Here is a 24,213-nt window from a genome sequence, read left to right on the forward strand (position 1 = left end):
TTCAGGAGAATCACAAACCGAGCAGATAACCACCAACAGCTAGGGCCAGTGCGGTCACGGCAAAGCTGAGCAGCATATCCCAGTTCAACTGGAACAGGACGCTGACACTCTGATAGGATTTTTGAAACGCCTTGGTCATTGAACTCAAGCCTACACTTATCGATGCACCCCAATAAGATAGGCTTGAATTGCGGCAATTTTGCGTCGGAACGGTGCCAAGATCGCCTTAATCAGCAGAACAGATCATTACTGACCGAGAAAAGCATCAATGACAGGATCAGTGTGACACCGACCCCCATCAGTACCCTCAGCGCTTTATCACTGGGTGGTCTACCAGACACAGCTTCATAAGCGTAGAATAGCAAATGCCCCCCATCCAAGGCTGGGATCGGGAACAGGTTCAGCAACCCGACCGCCGTTGACAATACGGCGATAAAGAAGATGAAGTTCTGAGCTCCCTGGCTGGCCATAGCACCCGAGGTTTCGGCAATACCGATCGGCCCGGAAATGTTGCAGGTGCTGATCGCTCCGGTGATCATGTGCCACATTCCCGACAGTGAGCCTTCGATGATGCGCCCGGTTTGGACCACGCCACCTTCGATCGAATCCCAAATGCCCGCTGGAACGGTTTCGGGATCGATCATCATGCCGCCGACGATACCGATGCGCCAATGGGTGATGAAACCACCATCCGACGTCGGCTCGTCGGTGCGTCGGGGCGCAAGTGCAAATTCTAAATCCGCCCCGTCGCGCCATACATCCAACAGCAATACGCGCCCGTTCGATCCTTCGACATGTTCCTTAAGTTGCTCGAACGCAAAGATCGGATCACCGTCTACCGCCGTGATTACGTCGCCCTGCTGCAACTGTATGTCCATCGCTGCACTGCGCGGCGTAACCTGTTGGATTAGCGGTGGAAAGAGCCAAGGTGCCACGACATCAGTGGTCTCTCCATCTCGGATAACCGTATAGTCCAGCTCTGGTTCTACAGGCAGCGAATTGATGAAATCGGACCAGTTGCTTGCGTCATCGAAATCCGGTGTTGGAATGCCTGCGATGGCGATAATCTCATCGCCCTCCTGCAGACCCTGAATTGTACCAGGCAACGGCTGCAGTGCGCCAACAGTCAAAGGTTCACGGGAAACACCCTGCGACCAGAAAATCAGGCCAAACACCAATATCGACATCACGAAATTAAAGACCGGCCCTGCCGCAACAGTAGCCGCACGCGCCCAAAGCGGGGCGCCGTGCATGGTGCGGCGCAGCTCTTCCGGGCTTTGTGCAGAGATCTCACTCATCGCGTCTACGTCTTTGCCGGACGCGGCATTGGCATCCCCCAGGAATTTGACATAACCGCCAAATGGCAGCAGCGCGACCTGCCAGCGAGTGCCGCGCTTGTCTACGCGGCTCCATAGAACCGGGCCGAAACCGATCGAGAACACTTCGGCATGAATGCCAGACCACCGACCAACGATGTAGTGGCCGTATTCGTGCACCGCGACAATCACTGAAAGCGCAATAACGAAGGCTATTATCGTGTAGAGCAGATTGCCAAATTGCGGGATCAAAGAGAGTATGTCCAAAAGTTCTATCCTGCTCGTTCCAATACGGTTTCATCGACCCACTGACGTGCGAGATGGTCCGTTTGCTGTACATTATCAAGGGTCAATGGTGCATCAATCAGGCTGTCTGAGGCCTCAAAGCGCTCCAACACGGCCGACACCGTGTCTGCCATATCCAAAAAACGTATCCGGTTTTCTATAAAGTGGTCCAATGCGCGCTCTTTGGCGGCGTTGAAGATCGCACCGGACAAGCCGCCGCGCTGCATCACTTCGCGGGCAAGACGCAAAGCCGGGTAACGCGCTTCATCCGGTGCATGAAATCGCAACTGACCCAGTTGCGCGAGATCCAGACGCGCAACTGGTAAATCGCGTCGTTCGGGCCAATGCAGCGCGTACCCGATGGCATGGCGCATATCCGGAGCCCCCAGATGTGCCATCAAGGCGCCGTCCTGAAATCCGACCAGTGCGTGAACGATGGATTCGGGGTGCACGAGGACTTCGATATTCGATGGGTTAACGCCAAAATATTCTTTGGTTTCTATAACTTCCAATGCCTTGTTGAACATAGATGCGCTGTCGATCGTAATCCGCTGTCCCATGTTCCAGTTCGGATGACTCGATGCCTGTTCAACAGTTGCTTTGGCCAGATCGCCAAGCGGCCAATCCCGGAACGCTCCACCGCTTGCGGTGATAATGATCCGTTCGACGCTAGTCATATCCTCGCCCACAAGCGCCTGAAAAACTGCCGAATGTTCGCTATCCACGGGCAATAGCGTGGCGCCATGCGCCCGAGCCGTTTCCAGAACCAGCGGCCCGGCACAAACCAGCGTTTCCTTGTTGGCAAGCGCGAGTGTCGCCCCTTGTTTCAACGCTTCGATCCCCGGAGCCAGTCCTGCGGAACCGACAATTGCAGACATCACCCAATCCGCCGGTCGCGCCCCGGCCTCGATCAGAGCGGCCTGCCCCGCAGCCGCTCGCACTCTGCTGCCGGCCAATGCGTCACGCAGATCATCGAGTTTGTCATCAAACGCAGTCACCGCCACGTCTGCATCCAGGCGCACCGCATCGCGTGCAAGCTGCGCGACGTTGCGTCCACCGGTCAACACGACCACGTCATAGGCATTCGGATTTCTTGCGATCAGATCAATCGTATTCTGGCCAATGGAACCAGTCGCGCCAAATATGGATACCCTTCGCATCACATACCTCCGGGCGCGTAAAACAGCCCTGCGAGCAACACAAAGACTGACGCGCCCATCATCCCATCAAACCGATCCAGAAACCCGCCATGGCCGGGTATAAGGTTTGAGCTGTCCTTAACGCCAAAGCCACGTTTTGTCGCGCTTTCAACAATATCACCGATCTGGCTGGCCATAGAGGCAAGAACCGAGACAACGATAAAAGCAATGCCGAAACCGGCATAGTGCGCAAAAACTGTTCCGACCAGCGCGGCGGCAACCCAGCCTCCAACCGTACCGGACCATGTCTTCTTGGGGCTAACTCTGGGCCAAAACTTAGGTCCGCCAAGCGTTTTGCCCACAAAATACCCGGCGACATCCGTGGCCACGACCACAAGGATCAGCCAAACCATCCATCCAAATCCCAGGTTTTCTCGGATCGATATGAATCCCAGCCCCGACATCGCGATCCAAAGGGCAAACAGGACGTATATCCCGCGCGCACGGTTGATCTGTCCTGCTCCTACCAATGCCGGGGCCACCAAACATGGAAGCTTGTATAGCGGTGGTAGATGATAGCTTAGGACCACGGCGAACCCGGTCAGTATCGCCAGCTGAATCGCGACACCCTGACGTTCTGGGTCGATCATCCGGATCAGTTCCCATATCATCAGACCGCAGACGGTGCCGATAAATATCTCAAACCACAGGCCGCCTAGCCAAACTTCGACTGCCGCAATAGTCACAAGAACCGAAGCCGACAAAACCCGGGCAGTCAGATCAGACCATCGGCCATCACTCATGCCGGGACCGCTCCAAACCGCCGTTCACGCGATCCATAGTTGCGGCACAGCCGTTCTAGTTCTGCAGCGGTGAAATCAGGCCACAGAGTATCGATGAATTCGTATTCGGAATAGGCAGACTGCCACAGCAGGAAATTCGAAATCCGCGCTTCACCACTGGTACGGATCACCAAATCGGGGTCAGGCAGAACGCGCGTGTCCAGATATTTGGGCAGAGTTTCCTCGTCCACGTCCTCGGGGCGCAGAATGCCATCGGCCACGTCACGTGCCAAACGTCTGGTCGCGCGCGCCACCTCGTCACGACCGCCATAGTTCAAGGCAACGGTTAGATGAACCAGGTCGTTGTTCTGTGTTTCGCGTTCAAGCGTATCCATCAGCTCGGTCAGCTTGGCATCCAGCCGAACTCTATCCCCAATGAAACGGACCCGAATGCCGTTATCTTTCAAGGTCTTGGTCTCTTTGACGATGTAACGGCGAAACAAGCTCATCAGGCCTGCAACTTCGACCTGAGTGCGTTTCCAGTTTTCAGTCGAAAACGCAAATACTGTCAGATACTTGATCCCTAAACCCGGGCAGGCCTCGACCACCTCACGGACGCGGCGCGCACCTGCATGATGGCCAAACAATCGAGGCCGCCCGCGCGACTGTGCCCAGCGACCGTTGCCGTCCATGATGATAGCAACGTGGCGCGGCCCTGCAATCGGAGAGGTATCGGGATCCTTTGGCATATCCGATGCTCAGACCTGCATGATCTCGGCTTGTTTGGTCTCGAGCGCATCATCGACGGATTTGATCATGGTATCCGTCAGCTCCTGAACCTCGGTTTCCCAGAATTTCTGATCGTCCTCGGACATGCCGTCTGCCTTGGCCTTTTTGATCTGGTCCATGCCATCACGGCGCACATTCCTGATCGAAACCCGTGCGCTTTCTGCATATTGACCCGCGACCTTGCCGAGCTCGCGACGGCGTTCTTCGTTCAGTTCGGGAATCGGCAGCATGATGATGGTACCATTCAGTTGCGGGTTAATACCCAAACCGCTTTCCCGAATGGCCTTTTCAACTTTGCCGACGAGGCCCTTGTCCCAAACATTCACGGTTACCATGCGCGGTTCAGGGACGTTCACGGTACCAACCTGATTGATCGGAGTCATCGCGCCGTAAGCATCGACCATGACGGGCTCAAGCATTGAAGCCGATGCACGACCGGTCCGCAGCGAAGCGAATTCGGTTCTGAGGTTGGCCATGGCACCGTCCATGCGGCGTTTCAGATCATCGGTATCGAGTTCGAAATCATCAGACATGCTGCTCACTCCCCGTCTTCAGGTGATGTTCGGATGGGTCTTAAGCCATCACAAATGGGATGTATAGCAATCATGGTCACGAAATGTGGCAATGGCCAGAACTGTTTCCGGCATTTCGGCCTCATTCCCGACAATTGGGTCGGCCGGATGCATGCTCCGGCCGATCCGTTGTCTGTTTTGTCTATCAAGCGTTCACGTTTACCACGACGCGCCCTTTTACCTGACCTTGCAGGATGTCCGCTCCCAACTGGGGCAGATCAGAAAGGGTTGCTGCATGGACCATCGCCTCAAGTTTATCCATAGGCAAATCGGTCGCGATACGCTTCCAGGCACGGACCCGGTTGTCATATGGCTGCATCACGCTGTCGATGCCCAACAAATTTACACCGCGCAGCAGGAATGGGATCACGGTCGCGGGCAGCGCCGCACCTCCGGCAAGGCCAACCGCAGCTACCGAGGCCCCATACTTCATCTGCCCCAGCACGCGGGCAAGCATCGCTCCGCCCACCGCATCGACACATCCGGACCAAGTTTCACTTTCCAGCGGACGCTTGGTGGTCTCGTTCAACTCGTCACGCGGGACAATTGTGGTTGCACCCAGTGATTTCAGGTATTCTTCGGTTTCAGGACGCCCGGTCACAGCTGCAACCTCATAGCCCAGATGGGCCAAAATGGCCGTCGCGACCGAGCCGACACCTCCTGCGGCACCTGTGACCAACACCGGGCCATGACCCGGCTGCAAACCTTGATCCTCCAGCGCCATGACGGCCAGCATAGCGGTGAACCCGGCAGTGCCAACTGCCATCGCCTGCCGTGTATCCAACCCATCCGGCAACGGCACCAGCCAATCTGCCCGCGCGTTTGCTTTTTGTGAATAGCCGCCCCAATGCGCTTCACCTACGCGCCAACCCGTCAGCACGACCTTGTCGCCAGGTTTGTAGCGTGCATCCGAGGACTGCTCGACCGTGCCCGCATAATCGATGCCCGGAATATGAGGATAGCTACGCACCAGACCACCGCCTTTGGGCGACATGCACAGACCGTCCTTGTAGTTCACCGTTGAATATTCAACGGCGATCGTCACTTCTCCATCCGGCAGCGCATCCAGAGAAATCTGCTTCACCGAAGCGCTTGCGAGGCCACTTTCTTCATCTTTTTCAACGACAAGTGCATTAAACATGAACTTACTCCTTCTATTGCCTCAATCGGCTGTGTTCCTGAAACAAGGGCTTAGCGCCAGAATTTTTCCTGCACTTCGGCCCATCGCATTCCATGTTCGGTCATCAATTCGATCCGCGTACCTGGCGCCCAATGGGACCGGTCGACCATTCCAATGGCTACATTCACTCCAAACTCGGGTGAATACGCAGCCGAAGCCACCTGCCCGACCTGCCGGCCCCCGGCCATCAGCGGCCAAGATTCGGTGCACGGTCCGATCTCACCTTCAATGACAAGCGGACGGATCTGCCGGGGCGGACCGTTTTTCGCCTGATCCGCCAAATCGGCTTTGCCGATATAATCCAGCGGAGAATTGCAGAACCGTGCTAGCCCGCATTCATAGGGCGTATTCTCCCGCCGCATGTCCGACCCGAAACTCAACAGACCGCTTTCAACACGCTCAATCCCGTTTGGGCAACCTGCCCGCACGTTCAGGTCTCGGCCATTAGAAAACAGCGTGTCCCATAGTGGCATGCCATAATCCGTCCCTTCGACGTATATCTCAAACCCGCCTTGTTTCGACCAGCCTGACCGGGCGACGACGAAAGATGTATCTTCAAACGCTAACCGTTTATATCGAAAGAACTTTATATCCCTGACTTCATCACCAAAGACGCGCGTCATCAGCTCGTCCGCCTTGGGGCCTTGTACCGCCAAGGGCGACACATCCGGCTCAGAAATATCGACATCCAGCCCCAGCGCAATCACGATTCCCAGAGCAAATTGCCAAAGGTCACCATCGGCAACCGACAACCAATAGTGATCATCCGCCAGTTTGATCGCAACAGGATCATTCAGCATGCCGCCATTGTGATCTACTATCGGCACATAATAGCACTGGTTCGCCTGCATTTTGTCCATATCGCGCGGGCTGAGCATCTTCATCAGCCGCAACGCATCCGGGCCTTTGATCTGTACCTGCCGCTCACACGAGACATCCCAGACCTGTACATGCTGTTTCAGATGCGCCGCATCAGCCTCGATGCTTTCAAAAACCGTCGCAAGCAGCATGTGATTATAAACGGTATACCCTGTGACGCCTTCGGCCTCGACGCCCGGAGTGAATGGGGTTTTGCGCACGCGCCGGTTCGGTGAGATGACTGCCATGTCAGAAATCCTCTGGCAGAAAGACAAGATCGCTGACAGGTGCCTGCGAACCAGCCTCGGTCAGCATTTGGTGCAATTGTCCGCGATGATGCGTCTGATGATTGAACATATGAATGACGCATTGCCCGTAAGGCTTTGTTACGTCGTTCTCTTTTGCAGCCGAGTACCACGTGAACGAACCGCTCAGGACATCATCCCCCAACGTATTGGCCCATCTCGCAATACGGGCGTCAATCGTATCGCGCAGCGGCAGCCAGTCGGCCATGCCAGTGCAGATCGAGACACTCTTAGGAATGCCACCACCTGGCCCCGGTCCCTTGTCAAACCGGGAAATCCAGATCCAATCCCCCCAAAGCAGATGATTGGCAGTTCCCATGATCGACCCGAAAAAAGCGCCGCGATCCCGTGCCAATTCTTCGTCTGAAAGAGCTTTGAGAAAGCTCTTTAACTGGTTGTTTTGCCAGTGGTTATATCGCGCCATTTCACGGGCATAGGCACCGGTTATCATTACTTAGGCCCGTGCCAGTCAATCGGGCAGATCTCGGCTGACTTGCCGCCGAAGTCCCATACGCGACCATAGTCGCGCACCTTGGATTTCGTGCCTTTTGCTACAATGATGTCCGGCCCCATCCAGTATTTCGAATTTGAAACCATCACCGGGTGCTCTGGGTCTTTGCCCGCCAGCATTTCGATCTCACCCTGAATCTTGCGCCCTATCATGATCCGGCGTTTGGTGCCGTCCCTTTCGATCTGAACCGGTGCACGTTCAGCCCCTATGATCTCGCTGACCAACATAGTGAACAGCCCGGTTGTGCCACCTGCCTGACCGCTGAATATCTGCAACAGTCCATTATAAGCCTTGCCGCTGGCACGTTCATCCACATAAGCCGCGACTTTCCACTGGCCTTCGCCCATGCGTCCGGGGATATCAACCAGCAGACCTACATTCAGACCGGACAAATCTTCGCCTTCGTAATGGCCTTCGTCGATCGCGATACCCATCCACGCGTGGCAATGCCCTTCGGTCGGAGGGTGTGCACCCAGCGAAACCACGCATGGGCAGAATACGTCGCACGAACAATTCAGGATCAGTTCACCCTTAACCGCCCAATCGGTCGGGCTCATCTCACGCCGCTTGGGATTTGGCATCCGGCTGTCAATTCTTTGACTGACCGGCAGCTTGTCTGCATCCGGTTTTCTATTTTTAGCCATCGACTTATCCTCCGTAAACAATGTGATGAGCGAGCAGTGCAAAACCACCCGCAATCAAGACGAATCCCATAGGACGGGTCACGGCGTGCCCGATCTGGGGAAGTTTTTCCAATACCATGAACAGGGTCGCCAGCCCCATCCAGAGCAGGCTCATGACGCCGCCGACAAAGCCCAACGCCATGAAGCCCCAGCAGCAACCGACACAGAACGCACCCAGTCCAACGCCCATGCGTACACCGCCGCCGAATCCGGTTTTCCAGTGGCCCAGAAAATACGTCATCGGTGCATGGCAAACACCGTGGCAGACTTCTTTCGCCCGAGAAAACTGAAAGGCACCCACGGCGATCAACAGGCCGGCGGCCAGATATGGCGATTTAGCGATTCCCAACATATCAACCGCGCCGCCAAACAGCAGCGCCAATTGCAGGCCAGTGATCAGCGCAGCGAAGCCCACCCAAACTATGAAGTATCCGGATAGAACGCCCAGCCACCCTGCCCGCGTACCGTTCGCGCTGCGGATCAGATCATCATAACTGCGCAACGTGGGCACCAAAGTCGGCAGCATCATGGCCGCCATCATGATCGCCCACATCCAGAAAAGTGGGCCGAACTCGGCCATGGGCATATACATGTCCATACGCGGATCCATGGCCGCCATCGTCTGACCCATCGGTCCAGGTCGACCGATCCAGTCCACGTCCATATCGCGGCTCATCGAGACCATCATCCACCACGACCAAAGGATCGTGATGTAGAAGCCCAACCAAAGCGCGCTGCGGAAAATTGAGCGACTCACTTGCTCCTCCCGACTCAACTCTCTTGCTTTTCAAATGTCAGACTTTTAAATGTCAGACAAATAAAAATTACGCATCGCCGAAAACAACCATGAAAATCGACCCTCAGAGTACTGCAGATCTATCCGCTCAAATTGCTCAGGCGATCCGGGACGCAATTATCTCGGGTCGGCTGATCGTAGATGAGCGTCTGCCCTCAGAATCTGAGTTGGCCGATCAGTTCAAAGTATCACGGCCTACGGTTCGCGAAGCACTGAAACGCCTGGCAGCGCAGTCCCTTATCCGCACGCAACGCGGGGCATCGGGTGGTGCGTTTGTGAACCGACTGAGTTTTGAGGATGCCTATTCCCAACAAGTCACAACCTCGACACTGCTGCTGTCGATGAACGCTGTCAGTTTCGACACCGCATGCGAAGCGCGTTATGCGCTCGAACGTGCATGCGCTGCTTTGTCGTCACAACGCCGCACCGCAGATCAACTCGCCACCATGCGGGCCGAGATATTTCGTCAGGCGCAACCAGGTCTCACAGATGAGGCTTTCTGCGCGTCCGACGTCGCCTTTCATCGCGCGCTTGTGGATGGCGCGGGCAACCCCGTTCTGTCCTACCAATTGGCCGGTGCGGTCGAGGCTATGCAACCTCTGATGAACATGATTACGTTCACGGCTCGATCCCGCGAAGAGATCATCGCCCTCCACAGTGACATCACAGACGCACTAGAAGCGCGTGATGCCGGCTCGGTCGATGCAGCATTGATCAAACTTGAGGCCTACACACGGCAACTGGCGCAGGACGTGGCCGAAAGACGACGCAAACCCGCCTGACCACAGGCAAAAAGGAACGAAGGACGGCGAGGTGCCCGAGCAGGCAGCATGACATCCGGCGTTAAGACCGGAACTTCCAACATGAATTGAAGATCAATGACTTACGGGAGGACGTTATGAACCAAAGACCGGACCCAACCTTTTACCCATCAGCCAAACTGGCGATGGAGGGCCCCACTGAAACGCTTGCATTCACGTTGATGCTAAGCCCTGATTTTTCCCAACCAGACGGTTTGGCCGTCGTGAACGTGGATCCGACTTCGGATGATTACGGAAAAATTGTTCATCAGGTGATCATGCCAGAAAAAGGCGATGAGTTTCACCATTTCGGGTGGAACGCTTGTTCCTCTGCGCTGTCACCGCTTAGTGGCCATGCGTTTCTGGAACGCCGCTACCTCATTGTTCCTGGCATACGATCAAGCCGGATCTACATTATCGACGTCAAGAACCCGCTTGAGGCCAAGATACACAAGATCATCGAACCCGAAGAAGTTTTTGCAAAAACTGGATATTCCCGCCCGCACACGATCCATTGCGGACCGGAGGGGATCTACGTGAGCACGCTTGGAGGCGGTGGCGAAGACGGCACGGACGGTCCTCCGGGCATTTTCATCATGGATTGCGAGAGCTTCGAGATCATCGGGCGCTACGAGATCGAGCGAGGTATCCAAGACAAACACTACGATTTCTGGTGGAACCTGCCACGCGACTATATGGTCAGTTCGGAATGGGGGCTGCCTCCGCAATTCGAAAACGGCATCGTGGCCGAGGATCTGCTTTCGAACAAATACGGGCACAGCATCCATTTCTGGAACCTGCGCAGCCGGACCAATATTCAGACCATCGATCTGGGTGAAAATCACCAGATGGCCCTGGAAATCCGGCCCGCTCACGATCCGGTCAAACAATATGGGTTCTGTGGTGTGGTGGTTGACACGACCAACCTGCAGGGCGCGATCTTTACTTGGTGGCGTAATGATGATGGCACCTTCGAGGCCAAGAAGACCATCACGATCGATCCGCAGCCCGCTGATCCAGATGACTTGCCTGAATTGCTGAAAGGCTTCTCTGCCGTTCCGCCACTGGTCACGGATATCGATCTCAGCTTAGACGATAAATACCTTTATGTGGCCTGTTGGGGCACGGGTGAGATGCATCAATACGATGTCTCTGATCCGATGAACCCGACCCTTGCGGGCAAAGTCGAGATCGGGGGGATCGTCAAGAAAACCAAACATCCCAACGGGCAAGACTTTGGTTACGGGCCGCAGATGGTTGAAATCAGCCGCGACGGAAAGCGGGTATATTGGACCAATTCGCTGTATTCCACATGGGATGATCAGTTCTATCCCGGTGAACGCGGGGCTGCGATGGTCAAGGCGGATGTTGGCGAGAACGGGGGCCTGACATTGGATCCGAAGTTCTGGGTCGACTTCCCCGACGGATATCGGGCCCACCAAATCCGGCTTGAGGGTGGAGACTGTTCAACCGATAGTTTCTGCTACCCATCGGTCTGAGTTGGAGACTCTGATGACATCAACGGCTGGTCTCTGGCTGGCCGTTGTGCTTAGCGGCGCTTATCATGGCCTGAATCCCGGAATGGGCTGGCCGCTTGCGGTATCTTCGGCGCTGATGGAACAACGGCCATCAGCTTTGTGGCGCGCATTGACCGCCCTGGCTGGTGGTCATTTCGTCGCCATGCTGGGGGTCCTACTGCCATTTGCTATGATGGCAGTTCTGGTTGAATATCAACGCGAAATTCGTATCGGTGCTGCGCTGATTGTGATCACAATGGGTGTTTACATCGCCATAACACGCCGGCATCCCCGGATGTTGTCGCGCGTACCGCCAAGCAAATTGGCACTTTGGTCGTTCCTCGTTGCGCTGGCACACGGCGCGGCGTTGATGTTGGTTCCGATTTATCTTGGATTGTGTGGATCAGACGAGTTGGAAACGGGCCAGATCGCAGTCTCTCAGATCATGGCGAGCAATGGCCTGCTCGTACTGACGGTCGCTGCACTTCACACAGCCGCCATGATCCTTGGCGGGGGCATTCTGGCCTTCGCCGTCTATCGCTGGCTGGGCCTTCAATTTCTGTCACGCAGTTGGTTCAATCTGGAACTTGTCTGGGCTCTCAGCCTGATCGCGGTCGGAGTTATAGGCTTGTGGTCAGCGATTTAGATGCTTTTCTTTACATAGTGCTGCGCTAGACTCTGCGGGCAGAGCAGAAAGGGAAAAAGTCCATGATCACAACCCTTAACGTGATTGCCGCCTTGCTGACCGTCGGCTTTGGTTTGTTCGGATTTCTGGCCCCGGCCTACACAGCCAACGCGCTGGACCTAGCCCCCACCAAAAGCACCATGGGACTTAGTGAGATGCGAGCCTCGGTTGGCGGGTTGTTCGTGGTGACAGGTGCCGTGGTTCTCTGGCTCAACACACCGATGGCATATGTCATGCTGGGCGTTGTTTATGCAGGGGCGGCGTTGGGTCGGTTTGTGTCTTTGGCGCTGGATAATCCCCCGTTCGTCAAGGCGCTGACTTTTGGTGGAATCGAGCTTGTTCTGGCCCTTTGGCTTATTCTCGCCAACATGAACAGAGCTGCTTAACTTATTGAATTTGATATAAGTCAACCTTAGCATTCCGGGTTTGCATCCGACCACGTCCTAACCTATATATGAGGGGTCCTTCGGGACTATGGACATAAACGCGCTCGTAATAAGCGGATCGGACCCGGGGGCGGTACCCGGCGGCTCCACCAACATCCTTCGTTTGAGGATCATGGGGCCGAAATAGGATCGACGAACGTCTAAAGGGGTTAGCTTTGTCTCGGCTGTCTGCCACCGTTACCGGCGAAACTAGTACAATTGCAAACGACAATCGTGCTCCGGTTGCAGTTGCTGCGTAAGCAGTAGCAAGACCGAAACTTAAGCCCTTGCGCCTAGCCGCGTAAGGCGGGGTTCGCAGGTACCTGGCAACAGAAACCTGCATTTTACCGATTATGTCTGCTCCATGCCCATAACTCACCTGGGATTCAGGGTTTATTCACTTCTCTGCTTCATCTTCCTGAACAAGCGACAGGAGGGCTGAGATGACGAATTCTGACAGGCTTAGGGCGTGGTATTCAGAGGTCTGGGAACAAGGCAATACCGATGCAATCGATCAGTTTTTTGCCCCGGATACGATGGCCGAAGGGTTGATACCCGAAATGCAGGTTGGCGCGGACGACTTTCGCGATCTGGTCATGGCGTTTCGTCATGTTCTGGGCGAGATCACAGTCGAACTGCCGAAGATCATCGAAAATGGTGATTGGGTCTCGGGTATTCTGCATGTCCGCACTTTCCGGGCCGATAACGGTGCCCCGCTTGAAGTTACCGGACAAGTCATGGCGCGCTTCAAAGGGGACAAGATGGTCGAGGCCTATAATCAGTTTGATTTCATTACACTTTTTGAACAGCTGGGGCAGTTCCCACAGGATACTCTTCCGGTTTGCATGACCGGGCAAAGGTTGGACTGGGCCTGATAAACTTGACCGCAAGCTTGACCCATCACGCATTTGCGCGCTAGCAGAGGATCAAGGGGTAAGCTTGCGAACACCCCGTGAGGCGGCAGCCCAAGTTCGCATGTATCCAAAGCAATAAGGAAACATGCAATGGCTGCCCCCAATGCAATTACACCCCGACAACTCTTGCGCCTGATCGGTACGCCTCAGGCTCCTATCCTGTTTGATGTGCGCACAGATGGGGATTTCGACGATGATCCCTCCCTCATACCCGGCGCATTCCGAATGCCATATCAAAATGTTGATGGCATAAGAAATCATACCGGCGATCATTCTTGCATAGTAATTTGCCAGAAAGGCAAAAAGCTGAGTCAGGGCGTTGTTTCATGGCTGCAGGCTGAAGGGGTGGTGGCAGAATTTCTGGAAGGTGGAATGTTCGCCTGGCGCGCTATGCCGGGCGCAATGGTCGTGCCTGTGCCTCCCCTTCCTGCAGTTGCAAAAGGCAACACGGTCTGGGTGACGCGGCATCGCCCCAAGATTGATCGCATCGCGTGCCCCTGGCTGATCCGCAGGTTTGTCGACAGGCGCGCTCGGTTCCTGTTTGTAGCACCGGATGAAATTCAGGGGATTGCCGAGCACTTCGGCGCCACACCCTTTGATGTTGAAGGAACTGATTGGAGCCATCGCGGCGACAATTGTACTTTCGATACGATGCTGGATGCATTCAATTTGCGATCAGAGCCCTTGGACCGCATGGCCACGATCATACGTGCAGCCGATACAAACAAGCACGATCTGGCGCCTGAGGCCGCCGGGTTACTGGCCCTTTCGGTCGGCTTGTCGCGCCAGTATCGGGATGACCAACAACAATTGCAGGCTGGAATGCACATCTATGATGCACTCTATCGCTGGGCGCGCGATGGCTCTAGCGAGACGCATGATTGGCCCGCGGGTCACGGCAGATGACCCCTTCATATCAAGAGTTGATCAGGGTGTTTGGGCGCATCGGGCTTTTGTCATTTGGCGGCCCCGCCGCCCAAATCTCACTCATGCATCAGGAACTGGTCGAAAAGCGCCCCTGGTTGGACGAACAGACCTATCTACGCGCGCTTTCGCTGTGCATGCTGTTGCCGGGTCCCGAAGCCATGCAGCTTGCCACTTATGCTGGCTGGCGGCTGCGCGGCGTAGCCGGAGGGTTGATCGCGGGCAGCTTGTTTGTGCTGCCGGGGGCTCTGGTGATCGCGCTGTTGGTTTTGCTCTATGCGGCCTATGGCACATTGCCTTTGGTTCAGGCCGGGTTTCTGGGCATCAAGGCCACCGTGATCATCATCGTCCTTCAGGCGCTACGGAACCTATCGAAAAAAGCGCTGACAGATGTTGAGCATCGGATGATCGCGGGCCTCGCCTTTTTAGGGATTTTTGTCTTCAACCTGCCCTTCCCGCTGATCATCCTGTGCGCCGCCGTTTGGGGGTTCGCCACTTCGAAGGATCATGCACCAGCCGCCGTTCAAACCAGCCCAACGCTTGCCAATCCCGTTCGCACTGCGGTTTTCTGGCTTGTTCTTTGGCTGGGGCCGTTGTTCGTGCTGTCTCTGACGGGTCAGGAATTGCTCAGCGATCTGGGTTGGTTCTTTGCCCGCCTTGCGGTTGTAACTTTTGGCGGTGCCTATGCGGTGCTGGCCTATATGACCCAGACCGTGGTCGAAACCTACCAATGGATCAGCACGGACCAGATGATCGACGCGCTAGGTCTGGCCGAAACCACGCCTGGGCCGCTGATTCTGGTGACTCAATTTGTGGCCATGCTTAGCGGTCAGATTGCCGGAGGCGCCTCGCTAGCGTTTGCGGCGGGCATTGTCGCTTTATGGGCGACGTTTGTACCGTGTTTTCTGTGGATTTTTCTTGCAGCCCCGCATCTAGACAGAATCGCCGAGCGTCCGCGTCTTGGGGCCGCGATGCACGGAATCACAGCTGCGGTCGTCGGAGTGATTCTCAACCTCTCCGTGTGGTTCGGGCTAAACGTCTTGTTCACCTCAATTCCGGGGTGGCATTGGGGACCAGTTTCTCTCCCCCTACCCGACCTTTCGTCGCTTGAATTCAGCGCACTTGTGCTGACCGTTCTGGCTGGCCTGTTGATTTTCCGTATGAAATCCGGTTTAGCAACCACACTTGGTATCATGGTTCTGGCCGGACTAGGCATGCAGATTTTGTAATCAATACAGCCCAGCACAGCCTTTCGTTTCCGTCCGAATGAACTATGCTGGGATTAACCACTTTCGAGGATCAACCATGTCGCAAGACATCGACTACGGGAATCTGATGCACACGGCCATGCGAGGCCTGATCAAGACCGTCCTGACCGACGTGTCCGAAACCGGCCTGCCCGGTTCGCATCATTTCTTTATCACTTTTGATACACGGCATGAGGGCGTTGAGTTGGCTGATTGGCTGCGTGAGCGCTATCCAGGCGAGATGACGATTGTCATGCAGCACTGGTTCGAAAACCTCGAAGTCGGTGACGATGGCTTTTCGATTACGCTGAATTTCGGGGATGCGCCGGAACCGCTTTACATCCCCTATCTGGCGATCAAGACCTTCGTGGATCCTTCGGTTGAGTTTGGCTTGCGCTTTGAAAGCCCGGAAGACGAGGACGAAGAGATCCATGTGACGGAAGAGGCCCCGATTGAGCTTGAGGCCGAAGAGGCTGAACCGCAGCATGATGCGGACGTGGTCTCGCTGGACAGCTTCCGGAAATGACCAGAAAACCCCGCTTGATGCGGGGTTTATTCTTTTTGAAGGAATGTCTCGACCGAGCGCGACTTAACCCCATCGCGAAACCGGGAAAATGACAGGTCGAGCCCACCATCAGCTAGTGTCCGGTCAAATTGCTGAAGCTCATAGCCACCGTTTTCGGCTATGAACAACGAAAACACCGTCAGAGTATCTCCTTCGATCCGCCCCCAAACAAAGGGTTCCCCTTTCATCGGGTCAAGCGGCACCTCGTGGCCAAACACATTACGCTTCATGGCCGCAGAATAAACATCGGGCCGATCCGAGCTTTGAAAATCAACCGAGTATTTCTCATCCTTGATGCGACCGTCGGCTTTGTAAGTCGTGGTGGTCCAACTCACGTTGAAGCCCCCTTTAATTTCCTGAATCGAAACGCTCATATCCCGAGGGGTCGCCGTACCATCCGCATCAACAACGTCGGCCGAACCGGTATAGTCGCCCACGAACGGCTCGATTCCCGTCGCCTGAGCGTGTTGCACAAATACTGCCAGCCAAAAACTCGCGGCAAACAATAACGCAAGCGTATACAAAGGGCTTTTGAGAAGTGACACGCGCATGGTTGCCTCCGTCAGGGTTATTGTCCCATCTTAACTTTAGCCCGCCGACGTACAATGGCACTGTTTTCGCTAACAGAAATTATTTGTAGCTGTGCCGCGTCTATACCTTTGCGCGGCCCAAGTTTAAGGTGCGCTCAACTGGCCGATTGCGCCACAGCCTTGCTGCGGGTAAACGGCATACGACTGCATACCAGACCGGAGCGACCGATGTCTCAAACCCGCACTGAATCCGACAGCTTTGGCCCGCTTGAGGTGCCTGCCGATAAGTACTGGGGGGCGCAAACGCAGCGTTCGATCATGAACTTCCCCATCGGCTGGGAAAAGCAGCCCGTCGCCATCGTGCGCGCGTTGGGTGTGATCAAAAAGGCCTGTGCAATTGAAAACAAAGCCATCGGCAAGCTGGACGCCAAGATCGCCGACGCGATCATACAAGCGGCCGGTGAAGTGTTCGAAGGCAAGTTTGACGACAACTTTCCTCTGGTCGTATGGCAAACCGGCTCGGGCACGCAATCCAATATGAACTCGAACGAGGTCATTGCGAACCGCGCGATTGAGATTATGGGTGGCGAGATTGGCTCGAAAGATCCCGTTCACCCGAATGATCACTGCAATATGGGTCAATCCTCGAACGATACTTTCCCCACCGCGATGCACATCGCCACAGCGATGAGTGTGCGAGATGTGTTGATGCCCGGGCTTGAGAAGTTCGCCTCGGCGCTGGAAGCCAAGGCAAAAGAGTTTGCCGGTATCATCAAGATCGGCCGCACCCATACGCAGGATGCCACGCCGTTGACGTTGGAACAGGAATTCGGCGGGTATGCGCACCAAATCCGTCAGGGTATTGCGCGCGTAGAAGCTGCAATGCCCGGTATCTATGAACTGGCTCAAGGCGGTACTGCTGTGGGTACCGGTTTGAACACGCATGGCGGCTGGGATGAGGCTGTCGCCAAGAATATGGCCGATATCACCGGCCTGCCCTTTGTGACCGCGCCGAACAAATTCGAAGCGCTGGCCGCACATGATGCCATGGTCTTCCTGTCGGGCGCGTTGGCCACGATCGCCGGTTCCTGCTACAAAATTGCCAACGATATCCGTCTGTTGGGTTCGGGGCCCCGCTCAGGATTGGGTGAGCTTATTCTGCCCGAAAACGAGCCCGGTTCGTCCATCATGCCAGGCAAGGTGAACCCGACACAGGCCGAGGCGCTGACTCAGGTGGCCGCACATGTGATGGGCAACGACGCAGCAATGAAGTTTGCAGGCTCGCAGGGCCATTTCCAGTTGAACGTCTACAACCCGATGATGTCCTATAATCTGCTGCAGTCGATCCAGCTGCTCGGCGATGCAGCCGACAGCTTTACCGAGCGGATGCTGTTGGGCATCAAAGCCAACGAGCCACGCATCGACAAGCTGATGAAGGAATCCCTGATGCTGGTGACTGCTCTGGCACCGACAATCGGGTATGACAACGCCACGACCGTCGCCAAAACAGCGCACAAGAACGGCACAACACTTAAGGAAGAAGCGATTGCGTTGGGCTTTGTGGATGAGGCGACGTTTGATGCGGTTGTGCGGCCCGAGCATATGATTGGACCCAAGGGCTGATGGGTAAACCGGTTAACCTGAACCGGTTTCGAAAAGAAAAAGCGCGGGCTGAAAAAAAGGCCCGCGCGGATGCAAACGCTGCGAAACACGGGCAATCCAAAGCCGACAGGACCGTTGTAAAGCTGCAGCAAGACCGGCAGCGCCGGGACCTTGACGGTCACAAGGTCGACGAATGAGTGGACGTCCTGTCAAACGCTCCCTGACCTTGCAAGGTCATCGAACATCCGTTTCGCTTGAGGATGAGTTCTGGCAAGCCTTTCGTGACATCGCGCGGAAAAAAGATATCCCAATCAATGTCCTGGCGGCAAATATTGATGCAGAGCGAGACCCGGAAACCGGACTGGCTTCGGCCATTCGTGTCTTCATTCTGAATTGGTATCGTCAAACCGATTGAGTGCTTGATTTCAAACAATCGCGTCGCTTATCCTCGCGGAGAACAAAAAGGGTACATTCATGAATGATTTGGCAACGGGCCCAGATGGAAAACCTCGGTGTTCGTGGTGCAACGCCGCCCCCGAATTCTTTGACTATCATGATAACGAATGGGGATATCCGGTTTCCGATGACAGACGACTGTTTGAGAAACTCTGCCTCGAGAGCTTTCAGTCAGGCTTGAGTTGGCGCACCATTCTGTCAAAACGCGAGAACTTCAGGGCAGCGTTTAGAAATTTTGATTTCAACAAGATAGCAGAATTTTCTGATGCAGATATCAATCGACTTCTGGACGATAAAGGCATCGTGCGACACCGCGGCAAGATTGAAGCCGTGATCAACAACGCCCGCCGCGTGCAGGACCTAATCGCTGACGAGGGATCATTGGCCGCTTATGTCTGGAGGTACGAGCCTACGGCGCCACCCGCCCCGCAAAGCGCTTCCACATCGACAGAATCCATTGCGATGTCGAAAGATCTGAAGGAACGCGGTTGGAAATTCGTAGGCCCCACCACGATCTTTGCCTTTATGCAGGCCATGGGGTTGATCAATGATCACGCCAACGGATGTGTCTTGCGCGAAAAAGCGGCGCAATTGCGCCGCGATTTCATCAAGCCCGAATAGATTACCCCACTATCAGACCGAGGCGCGGAAGATATTGTCGATATTCCCGCCGAGCGCTGCGTTAAATTCTGCGTCAGATTGCTGTTTGGACAGCCCTTCGGTCAGTGCGCGCGAAAACGACGCGATCATCTTGCTGTTTTGGCCAAGCAGGTCGCAGGCCTGCTCGGTCGAGTATCCGCCGGACAGCGCCACAACACGCAGGACGCGCGGGTGATCCGCTACCTCATCATAAAGGTTGGCCTGGCTGGGTATGGTCAGCTTCAGCATCACTTCCTGACCCTCGGCCAATTGATCCAGGTTCTTCAGGATTTCTGAATTCAGAATATCCTCAGCTTCGGCCTTGGTTTCCGAGTGGATGTTTACCTCAGGCTCGACAATTGGGACCATTCCCGCATCAGTGACCACGCGTGCGACCTGGAACTGCTGCGCGACAACGTCGGCAATGCCCTGAGCATTTGCTTCGTGGATAACTGAGCGTTCCTTGGTGCCAAAAACACCATCCGCCTTGGCCAACGTCTCAGCCAGCCCCGGAATTGGCTTCATCATCTGAACACCGTTGGCCTGATCCTCAAGTCCTTTGTCGATTTTCAGGAACGGCACGATGCCTTTTTCGGACCAAAGGTAATCCGCAACCTTCTTGCCGTCGATTTCTTCACCCAAAGTCCGTTCGAACAGGATCGCGCCAATCACTTTATCCTTGGTGAAATCGTCAGCCAGAATGATCCGCGCGCGCATCTTCTGAATCTCGCCGAACATCTCTTCGTCTGATCCGTAATCCGATGCTTCAACACCATACAAAGCCAGCGCTTTGGGGGTTGAACCGCCGCTTTGGTCCAGTGCTGCGATAAATCCTGCGCCTTCGGACATCTGCGCGCGCTGTTCTGCTTTCGACATAACTCAATCCCGTTCAATATGATTCCGCATTTTCAATCCGCATACAGCATGCCGAAGAGCGATGGTAGTTTGTTAGCGCTCAACCAAGCGCAACCAAATTCCGTCTTTCGATCTGACGGTCAAATGCGCGACCGGTACCGGCGTTTCGTCTGGTATTGTTTCGAATCGGTAACGACGCAAGAGCATCGATAAGATCAAAGGACCTTCTACCATCGCGAACCCTGCGCCCGTGCAGACCCGGGGGCCAGCCGAAAAGGGAATATAGGCCTCGCGCTGGCATTTCTTTCCGTTTTCCGTCGTCCATCGCGTGGGGTCGAAATCGTCCGGCCGGTCCCAAAGCCTTTCGTGCCGATGCAAGTGCCAGGGGCTTACAACGATCTGAGAACCCTGCGAAATATCCCGATCACGGAAGCGTTCAGGACATGTCGCCTCGCGCACCATCATTGGAACTGGTGGATACAGGCGCAAAGCTTCACGAAACACATCGCGGCTAAGTTTCAATTGGGACATGGTAGAAAACTTGGGCATGTCCAGAGCTTTCGCTTCCTCAGCCAGCTTTTCCTGCCAGTCCGGATGCATCGCCATCAGGTAGAGCGTCCAAGCCAGTGCAGACGCGCTGGTTTCATGCCCCGCCAAAAAGAAGATGGCGACCTGATCGACCATTTCCTGCGCATCAAACCGGTCTCCGGTTTCCGGGTCTGTTGTCGTCATTATCTTGGTGGCCAGATCATCGGGGGCCGACCCGTTTTCGATTGCTATAGCGCGTTCATCCGTCAATCGGCTGATCAGATCCCGAATCTCGCTGGCGGTTTGGCGAGTTTTGCGAGAATGAAATCGGGGCATCCAGCTTGGAACCGGAACGAATGCGGCCAGGTTCAGCAAGGGCTGTTCGCGCTGATAGATTCTAAATTTATCGAAGACCTGCGCGGCAACCTCATTTTCGATGGGAACCGAAAACAGGGTGCGGAAAATCACATCCGCCGCGACATGGCTTGTGATTTCTTCACATTCCACCTTCTGCCCAACCCTGCCAGAAAGCCGATCCGCACAAGCCTGCGCCGCATTTAACATTGCGGGAAACGTATCTTTCAAACGTCCGCCTTCAAAGGCGGGATCAATGATCCTGCGCTGCCGTTTCCAGACTTCGCCATTGGTCAGGAACACCGACCGACCCAACAAGGGGCTTAAGCCTTCGCTGATGCGATTTGATTTTGGAAACGCATCCGGGCGCTCTTTCAGAACTGCGCGGATCAGATTGGGTTGGTTGACCATATACGAGTGAAAGAACGGCGTTCGGAATTCAGCCATCCACGCTCGATATAGACGCTGGGGCTGAGCAGACAGCAAGTCTTGACGAAACAGACGCAGATACCGCCACAGCGAGACTTTATCCGGTCGTGCTTCGGGCTTTGGGGGCGTCATGCTTCCACCGCAATGTATTTCGAAACCGCCCGTTCAATGCGCGACCGAGATGGCGCGCGCCCTTCAAACCGCTGCTTCAATGTTTCAGGACCTGCGGTGATGCGGAAATAGTCATAAAGTCCAGGTTGATCGAACGCACAAAGATATTGAAAGTGCAGGCGAAAAAAGCGCCAACGCAATTGCTGCCATCGCGCGGAGGACAGTGTTTGGGTGAAGGCCGCAGAAAGAACCAGCGGCCCGCACTTTTTGGGGCCAGCGACGCCGCTGACCGCGACCGGATCGCACAACGCAAACGCGCAGCCATCCCCCGGTGCAGAGACATCGATCCAAGTCATATCCGCGCGTTCGGATAGATATTTAAGATCAGCGCGAAGCGAGTGTGCCTGCGGTAGAAACGAAACCATTGGCACCACCTGTCCCAAGGTCAGAAAGGATACGACTGGCTTATCCAGTACACCGCCCCGTCGTCGTAAAACATCTGCCAACACTGACACACCAAGATGGGCGCCAGAGCTGTGACCTACGACCAGCACCTCATCGGTGTCTGTGTCCAGCGTCTCGGTGATCAGGTCAGAAAACTCCCGCAGCCTCGATTGCAGATCTTGCGAATACGCGCCGTATAGCTTCGCCGAGTGGGCATAGTCATGCATAAGGTAATAAGCGAACAGACGATTATCGATCTTTCGGAACCATTGCATCAGAGCATAGATTGCTCCGGCAGCAGGTACCAAAGACCACCACCCAACGAGTGGTTTCAATACAGCGACTAAACCCCAAGCAATCAACAACGATGCCAAAAGCTGCAGCAGCAGCATTGCCACCGGGTATAGAGCCGCAATTACGGGCCCCTTGCGCAGCTGCATCAGCCGCCAAAGCGTACCGGTCGAGATATATATCCAGGCGGTTCTCGCCAGTTGCAGATAGGTTGCCGGGATCGATTGAGCCATGCTGTCACGCACGATATCGGACCAGACCAGAACCTGAACATCTGCATCAACAGGACTGCCGTCCTGCTGAGAAGTCACCTGCCAGCCGTAGGGACCTTCGCCCGCCCTAGCGCTAATATCGATCTGGTATCCCGATATCTCAGCCTGGGCGTGCCCCTCTTTGCGGTAGAGCTCTCGATATCGGCGCGGATGAATCGGGTCGTAGCCGGGAATGTAAAACACCCGGCGTTTGCGCACCTGCGGTTTGGATTGCTGACTGCTCATTACCCGGCCCTCTGCGCCAAAGATTAGCGCAGCGTTGACGCCAAGGTAAGACCTGGCGTCTATCCATCCGCGTTTAAAGCCAGAGGGTTAACCGAGGTTTGCCAAAGCCGGGAATGTTTCCAACAGCCACCAGCTGAATTCGGTGAACAAACCGGTGACAAGCATGATGCCAACAAACAGCAGCAGCCCGCCCATCACCTTCTCGATTGTGCCCATATGCGGTTTGATGCGGTTCATAACCGCCATCGAGCGGTTCAGGAACATCGCAGCCAGCAAGAATGGAATGCCCAAGCCTGCCGCATATACGCCAAGCAATACGGTGCCACGCGTGACTGATGCTTCGGAGGCGGCAAGCGACAAGATTGCACCTAATTGTGGGCCGATGCACGGCGTCCAACCGAAGGCGAAGGCCAGTCCCAGAATATATGCCCCGAACACAGATCCGCTGGAGTCACCCGTATCAACGCGTGCCTCACGATCCAACAAAGGAATACGGAACACGTTCAGAAAGTGCAGGCCAAAGACAATGACGACAGCACCCGAGAGTTTGGCGAAAAGCACTTGGTTCTGAAGGACAAACGCCCCAAAGACCGAGGCTGTGAAGCCTAGCAGCAGGAACACTGTCGATAGACCCAAAACAAAAAACAGTGCCGCCAGGGTCGCCTTGCGCCGCGCGCGCGCCTCATCCTGCATCTCGTTGATAGTTACACCGCTCATATACGCGAGGTACGGTGGCACAATCGGCAGCACGCAGGGAGACAGAAAACTTATCAACCCGCCCAGCATGGCGATAAACATGGCAGGCAGAAGGCCCGCGTCTATGATCTCAATTCCGAACATGACTCAGCACATAAGTTATCGCGCGGGTTTCGTCACGAGGCCATTCGGTCACATCCTCGTGGTTGCGCGCTGGACAGTATGGCTCGTTAGAAATATCTCAGCCCCATGACCAATGAGATTGAAACACTGGATGCGTTGGGATTGTTGTGCCCCCTGCCTGTTTTGAAGGCTCGGAAGCGCCTGAAATCCTTGCCTGCGGGGGGTATGCTGCGCGTGCTGGCCGATGATCCAGCCGCGATTATCGACGTACCGCATTTCTGCACCGAATCTGGCCACACACTTGTCTCGCAAGAAACAGTGGATGGTCATCAGATATATGTGATCCAAAAATCGGCCTGAGGTTT

Annotated in this window: 29 protein-coding genes and 1 other RNA gene; 14 read left to right on the forward strand and 16 right to left on the reverse strand. The window is 55.2% G+C overall.

Features of this window, described 5'->3' with window-relative positions; translation table 11 throughout:
• Positions 1–10: 10 nt before the first annotated feature.
• The 11 genes from ACRZ96_RS03000 to ACRZ96_RS03050 form a co-directional block, all read right to left on the reverse strand.
• The gene (locus tag ACRZ96_RS03000) at positions 11–139 is read right to left on the reverse strand and encodes a hypothetical protein (protein ID WP_255612105.1); all 129 of its coding nucleotides are present in this window, start codon (positions 137–139) and stop codon (positions 11–13) included.
• Positions 140–230: 91 nt separating this feature from the next.
• Positions 231–1,583 (reverse strand): RIP metalloprotease RseP, encoded by a 1,353-nt coding sequence (gene rseP, locus ACRZ96_RS03005; RefSeq protein ID WP_170595683.1) that lies wholly within the window; start codon positions 1,581–1,583, stop codon positions 231–233.
• 5 nt (positions 1,584–1,588) lie between these two features.
• Positions 1,589–2,761 carry a 1-deoxy-D-xylulose-5-phosphate reductoisomerase gene (gene dxr, locus ACRZ96_RS03010; RefSeq protein WP_480814222.1) on the reverse strand — a complete coding sequence of 391 codons (1,173 nt, stop codon included), beginning with the start codon at positions 2,759–2,761 and terminating at the stop codon, positions 1,589–1,591.
• Entirely contained in the window at positions 2,761–3,543 is a 783-nt protein-coding gene (locus ACRZ96_RS03015; protein ID WP_170393136.1) for a phosphatidate cytidylyltransferase, read from the reverse strand. Before ACRZ96_RS03015 ends, dxr begins: the two co-directional genes overlap by 1 nt.
• Positions 3,540–4,271, reverse strand: coding sequence for an isoprenyl transferase (locus ACRZ96_RS03020; RefSeq protein WP_170421502.1), 732 nt, complete (start codon positions 4,269–4,271; stop codon positions 3,540–3,542). Before ACRZ96_RS03020 ends, ACRZ96_RS03015 begins: the two co-directional genes overlap by 4 nt.
• A 9-nt stretch (positions 4,272–4,280) precedes the next feature.
• Positions 4,281–4,844 (reverse strand): ribosome recycling factor, encoded by a 564-nt coding sequence (gene frr / locus ACRZ96_RS03025; RefSeq protein WP_170393138.1) that lies wholly within the window; start codon positions 4,842–4,844, stop codon positions 4,281–4,283.
• Between the two features lie 184 nt (positions 4,845–5,028).
• Complete coding sequence (acuI, locus tag ACRZ96_RS03030) at positions 5,029–6,024, reverse strand: acryloyl-CoA reductase (RefSeq protein WP_480771426.1); 996 nt, start codon at positions 6,022–6,024, stop codon at positions 5,029–5,031.
• Positions 6,025–6,074: 50 nt separating this feature from the next.
• Entirely contained in the window at positions 6,075–7,169 is a 1,095-nt protein-coding gene (locus ACRZ96_RS03035) for a dimethylsulfoniopropionate demethylase (protein ID WP_170510029.1), read from the reverse strand.
• 1 nt (position 7,170) lies between these two features.
• Entirely contained in the window at positions 7,171–7,677 is a 507-nt protein-coding gene (locus tag ACRZ96_RS03040) for a DinB family protein (protein WP_480704760.1), read from the reverse strand.
• Positions 7,677–8,381, reverse strand: a complete 705-nt coding sequence (locus ACRZ96_RS03045) for a DUF1326 domain-containing protein (RefSeq protein WP_170393142.1) — start codon at positions 8,379–8,381, stop codon at positions 7,677–7,679. The genes ACRZ96_RS03040 and ACRZ96_RS03045 overlap by 1 nt, the downstream gene beginning before the upstream one ends.
• A 4-nt stretch (positions 8,382–8,385) precedes the next feature.
• Positions 8,386–9,177, reverse strand: coding sequence for a DUF2182 domain-containing protein (locus ACRZ96_RS03050; RefSeq protein WP_480814223.1), 792 nt, complete (start codon positions 9,175–9,177; stop codon positions 8,386–8,388).
• An 89-nt stretch (positions 9,178–9,266) separates the two neighbouring features.
• Here ACRZ96_RS03050 and ACRZ96_RS03055 point away from each other — a divergent pair, with 89 nt between their 5' ends.
• The 9 genes from ACRZ96_RS03055 to ACRZ96_RS03095 all read left to right on the forward strand — a co-directional run bounded on the left by ACRZ96_RS03055 (position 9,267) and on the right by ACRZ96_RS03095 (position 16,254).
• Positions 9,267–9,998 (forward strand): FadR/GntR family transcriptional regulator, encoded by a 732-nt coding sequence (locus ACRZ96_RS03055; protein ID WP_170405607.1) that lies wholly within the window; start codon positions 9,267–9,269, stop codon positions 9,996–9,998.
• Between the two features lie 116 nt (positions 9,999–10,114).
• Complete coding sequence (locus ACRZ96_RS03060) at positions 10,115–11,515, forward strand: selenium-binding protein SBP56-related protein (protein WP_170393145.1); 1,401 nt, start codon at positions 10,115–10,117, stop codon at positions 11,513–11,515.
• A 13-nt stretch (positions 11,516–11,528) separates the two neighbouring features.
• Positions 11,529–12,179: a hypothetical protein gene (locus tag ACRZ96_RS03065; RefSeq protein WP_170421484.1), complete on the forward strand. Its 651-nt coding sequence runs from the start codon at positions 11,529–11,531 to the stop codon at positions 12,177–12,179.
• Between the two features lie 62 nt (positions 12,180–12,241).
• Positions 12,242–12,604, forward strand: a complete 363-nt coding sequence (locus ACRZ96_RS03070; RefSeq protein ID WP_480814224.1) for a DUF4345 family protein — start codon at positions 12,242–12,244, stop codon at positions 12,602–12,604.
• A 36-nt stretch (positions 12,605–12,640) separates the two neighbouring features.
• Positions 12,641–12,987, forward strand: a transfer-messenger RNA (tmRNA) gene (gene ssrA, locus ACRZ96_RS03075).
• Positions 12,988–13,086: 99 nt separating this feature from the next.
• Entirely contained in the window at positions 13,087–13,518 is a 432-nt protein-coding gene (locus ACRZ96_RS03080; protein ID WP_170393148.1) for an ester cyclase, read from the forward strand.
• Between the two features lie 129 nt (positions 13,519–13,647).
• Entirely contained in the window at positions 13,648–14,463 is an 816-nt protein-coding gene (locus ACRZ96_RS03085; protein ID WP_480814225.1) for a chromate resistance protein ChrB domain-containing protein, read from the forward strand.
• The gene (gene chrA, locus ACRZ96_RS03090) at positions 14,460–15,710 is read left to right on the forward strand and encodes a chromate efflux transporter (protein WP_170510464.1); all 1,251 of its coding nucleotides are present in this window, start codon (positions 14,460–14,462) and stop codon (positions 15,708–15,710) included. Before ACRZ96_RS03085 ends, chrA begins: the two co-directional genes overlap by 4 nt.
• A gap of 76 nt (positions 15,711–15,786) precedes the next feature.
• The gene (locus ACRZ96_RS03095) at positions 15,787–16,254 is read left to right on the forward strand and encodes an SspB family protein (protein WP_170393151.1); all 468 of its coding nucleotides are present in this window, start codon (positions 15,787–15,789) and stop codon (positions 16,252–16,254) included.
• A 26-nt stretch (positions 16,255–16,280) separates the two neighbouring features.
• On the opposite strand, the gene ACRZ96_RS03100 is transcribed toward ACRZ96_RS03095, so the two are convergent.
• Complete coding sequence (locus ACRZ96_RS03100) at positions 16,281–16,844, reverse strand: hypothetical protein (protein ID WP_170421470.1); 564 nt, start codon at positions 16,842–16,844, stop codon at positions 16,281–16,283.
• Positions 16,845–17,051: 207 nt separating this feature from the next.
• On the opposite strand from ACRZ96_RS03100, the gene fumC reads away from it, so the two are divergent.
• The 4 genes from fumC to ACRZ96_RS03120 are packed head-to-tail and all read left to right on the forward strand — an operon-like array spanning position 17,052 to position 19,502.
• On the forward strand, positions 17,052–18,446 hold the full coding sequence (gene fumC / locus ACRZ96_RS03105; RefSeq protein WP_480704750.1) for a class II fumarate hydratase: 1,395 nt from the start codon (positions 17,052–17,054) through the stop codon (positions 18,444–18,446).
• Entirely contained in the window at positions 18,446–18,622 is a 177-nt protein-coding gene (locus tag ACRZ96_RS03110; RefSeq protein WP_170393154.1) for a DUF4169 family protein, read from the forward strand. Before fumC ends, ACRZ96_RS03110 begins: the two co-directional genes overlap by 1 nt.
• The gene (locus ACRZ96_RS03115; protein ID WP_170405591.1) at positions 18,619–18,840 is read left to right on the forward strand and encodes a ribbon-helix-helix domain-containing protein; all 222 of its coding nucleotides are present in this window, start codon (positions 18,619–18,621) and stop codon (positions 18,838–18,840) included. The genes ACRZ96_RS03110 and ACRZ96_RS03115 overlap by 4 nt, the downstream gene beginning before the upstream one ends.
• A gap of 59 nt (positions 18,841–18,899) precedes the next feature.
• Entirely contained in the window at positions 18,900–19,502 is a 603-nt protein-coding gene (locus tag ACRZ96_RS03120) for a DNA-3-methyladenine glycosylase I (protein WP_480771422.1), read from the forward strand.
• Positions 19,503–19,514: 12 nt separating this feature from the next.
• Here the strand turns inward: ACRZ96_RS03120 and ACRZ96_RS03125 are convergent, their stop codons facing one another.
• The 4 genes from ACRZ96_RS03125 to ACRZ96_RS03140 form a co-directional block, all read right to left on the reverse strand.
• Positions 19,515–20,396 carry a fructose bisphosphate aldolase gene (locus ACRZ96_RS03125; RefSeq protein ID WP_480704746.1) on the reverse strand — a complete coding sequence of 294 codons (882 nt, stop codon included), beginning with the start codon at positions 20,394–20,396 and terminating at the stop codon, positions 19,515–19,517.
• Positions 20,397–20,468: 72 nt separating this feature from the next.
• Positions 20,469–21,818 (reverse strand): cytochrome P450, encoded by a 1,350-nt coding sequence (locus tag ACRZ96_RS03130; protein WP_480771421.1) that lies wholly within the window; start codon positions 21,816–21,818, stop codon positions 20,469–20,471.
• Positions 21,815–23,029, reverse strand: a complete 1,215-nt coding sequence (locus ACRZ96_RS03135; RefSeq protein ID WP_480814226.1) for a hypothetical protein — start codon at positions 23,027–23,029, stop codon at positions 21,815–21,817. The genes ACRZ96_RS03130 and ACRZ96_RS03135 overlap by 4 nt, the downstream gene beginning before the upstream one ends.
• 87 nt (positions 23,030–23,116) lie before the next feature.
• Positions 23,117–23,869 (reverse strand): cytochrome c biogenesis CcdA family protein, encoded by a 753-nt coding sequence (locus tag ACRZ96_RS03140; protein ID WP_170393160.1) that lies wholly within the window; start codon positions 23,867–23,869, stop codon positions 23,117–23,119.
• A 105-nt stretch (positions 23,870–23,974) separates the two neighbouring features.
• On the opposite strand from ACRZ96_RS03140, the gene ACRZ96_RS03145 reads away from it, so the two are divergent.
• Positions 23,975–24,208 (forward strand): sulfurtransferase TusA family protein, encoded by a 234-nt coding sequence (locus tag ACRZ96_RS03145; RefSeq protein ID WP_480613598.1) that lies wholly within the window; start codon positions 23,975–23,977, stop codon positions 24,206–24,208.
• Positions 24,209–24,213: the final 5 nt, after the last annotated feature.

It is taken from the genome of Ruegeria sp. CF1 (genome assembly GCF_056537445.1).

Coding starts and splice junctions, on each gene's coding strand:
- ACRZ96_RS03000 (WP_255612105.1), bottom strand. CDS start 139: ATGACCAAGGCGTTTCAAAAATCCTATCAGAGTGTCAGCGTCCTGTTC.
- dxr (WP_480814222.1), bottom strand. CDS start 2,761: ATGCGAAGGGTATCCATATTTGGCGCGACTGGTTCCATTGGCCAGAAT.
- ACRZ96_RS03015 (WP_170393136.1), bottom strand. CDS start 3,543: ATGAGTGATGGCCGATGGTCTGATCTGACTGCCCGGGTTTTGTCGGCT.
- ACRZ96_RS03020 (WP_170421502.1), bottom strand. CDS start 4,271: ATGCCAAAGGATCCCGATACCTCTCCGATTGCAGGGCCGCGCCACGTT.
- frr (WP_170393138.1), bottom strand. CDS start 4,844: ATGTCTGATGATTTCGAACTCGATACCGATGATCTGAAACGCCGCATG.
- acuI (WP_480771426.1), bottom strand. CDS start 6,024: ATGTTTAATGCACTTGTCGTTGAAAAAGATGAAGAAAGTGGCCTCGCA.
- ACRZ96_RS03035 (WP_170510029.1), bottom strand. CDS start 7,169: ATGGCAGTCATCTCACCGAACCGGCGCGTGCGCAAAACCCCATTCACT.
- ACRZ96_RS03040 (WP_480704760.1), bottom strand. CDS start 7,677: ATGATAACCGGTGCCTATGCCCGTGAAATGGCGCGATATAACCACTGG.
- ACRZ96_RS03045 (WP_170393142.1), bottom strand. CDS start 8,381: ATGGCTAAAAATAGAAAACCGGATGCAGACAAGCTGCCGGTCAGTCAA.
- ACRZ96_RS03055 (WP_170405607.1), top strand. CDS start 9,267: ATGAAAATCGACCCTCAGAGTACTGCAGATCTATCCGCTCAAATTGCT.
- ACRZ96_RS03060 (WP_170393145.1), top strand. CDS start 10,115: ATGAACCAAAGACCGGACCCAACCTTTTACCCATCAGCCAAACTGGCG.
- ACRZ96_RS03065 (WP_170421484.1), top strand. CDS start 11,529: ATGACATCAACGGCTGGTCTCTGGCTGGCCGTTGTGCTTAGCGGCGCT.
- ACRZ96_RS03070 (WP_480814224.1), top strand. CDS start 12,242: ATGATCACAACCCTTAACGTGATTGCCGCCTTGCTGACCGTCGGCTTT.
- ACRZ96_RS03080 (WP_170393148.1), top strand. CDS start 13,087: ATGACGAATTCTGACAGGCTTAGGGCGTGGTATTCAGAGGTCTGGGAA.
- ACRZ96_RS03085 (WP_480814225.1), top strand. CDS start 13,648: ATGGCTGCCCCCAATGCAATTACACCCCGACAACTCTTGCGCCTGATC.
- chrA (WP_170510464.1), top strand. CDS start 14,460: ATGACCCCTTCATATCAAGAGTTGATCAGGGTGTTTGGGCGCATCGGG.
- ACRZ96_RS03095 (WP_170393151.1), top strand. CDS start 15,787: ATGTCGCAAGACATCGACTACGGGAATCTGATGCACACGGCCATGCGA.
- ACRZ96_RS03100 (WP_170421470.1), bottom strand. CDS start 16,844: ATGCGCGTGTCACTTCTCAAAAGCCCTTTGTATACGCTTGCGTTATTG.
- fumC (WP_480704750.1), top strand. CDS start 17,052: ATGTCTCAAACCCGCACTGAATCCGACAGCTTTGGCCCGCTTGAGGTG.
- ACRZ96_RS03110 (WP_170393154.1), top strand. CDS start 18,446: ATGGGTAAACCGGTTAACCTGAACCGGTTTCGAAAAGAAAAAGCGCGG.
- ACRZ96_RS03115 (WP_170405591.1), top strand. CDS start 18,619: ATGAGTGGACGTCCTGTCAAACGCTCCCTGACCTTGCAAGGTCATCGA.
- ACRZ96_RS03120 (WP_480771422.1), top strand. CDS start 18,900: ATGAATGATTTGGCAACGGGCCCAGATGGAAAACCTCGGTGTTCGTGG.
- ACRZ96_RS03125 (WP_480704746.1), bottom strand. CDS start 20,396: ATGTCGAAAGCAGAACAGCGCGCGCAGATGTCCGAAGGCGCAGGATTT.
- ACRZ96_RS03130 (WP_480771421.1), bottom strand. CDS start 21,818: ATGACGCCCCCAAAGCCCGAAGCACGACCGGATAAAGTCTCGCTGTGG.
- ACRZ96_RS03135 (WP_480814226.1), bottom strand. CDS start 23,029: ATGAGCAGTCAGCAATCCAAACCGCAGGTGCGCAAACGCCGGGTGTTT.
- ACRZ96_RS03140 (WP_170393160.1), bottom strand. CDS start 23,869: ATGTTCGGAATTGAGATCATAGACGCGGGCCTTCTGCCTGCCATGTTT.
- ACRZ96_RS03145 (WP_480613598.1), top strand. CDS start 23,975: ATGACCAATGAGATTGAAACACTGGATGCGTTGGGATTGTTGTGCCCC.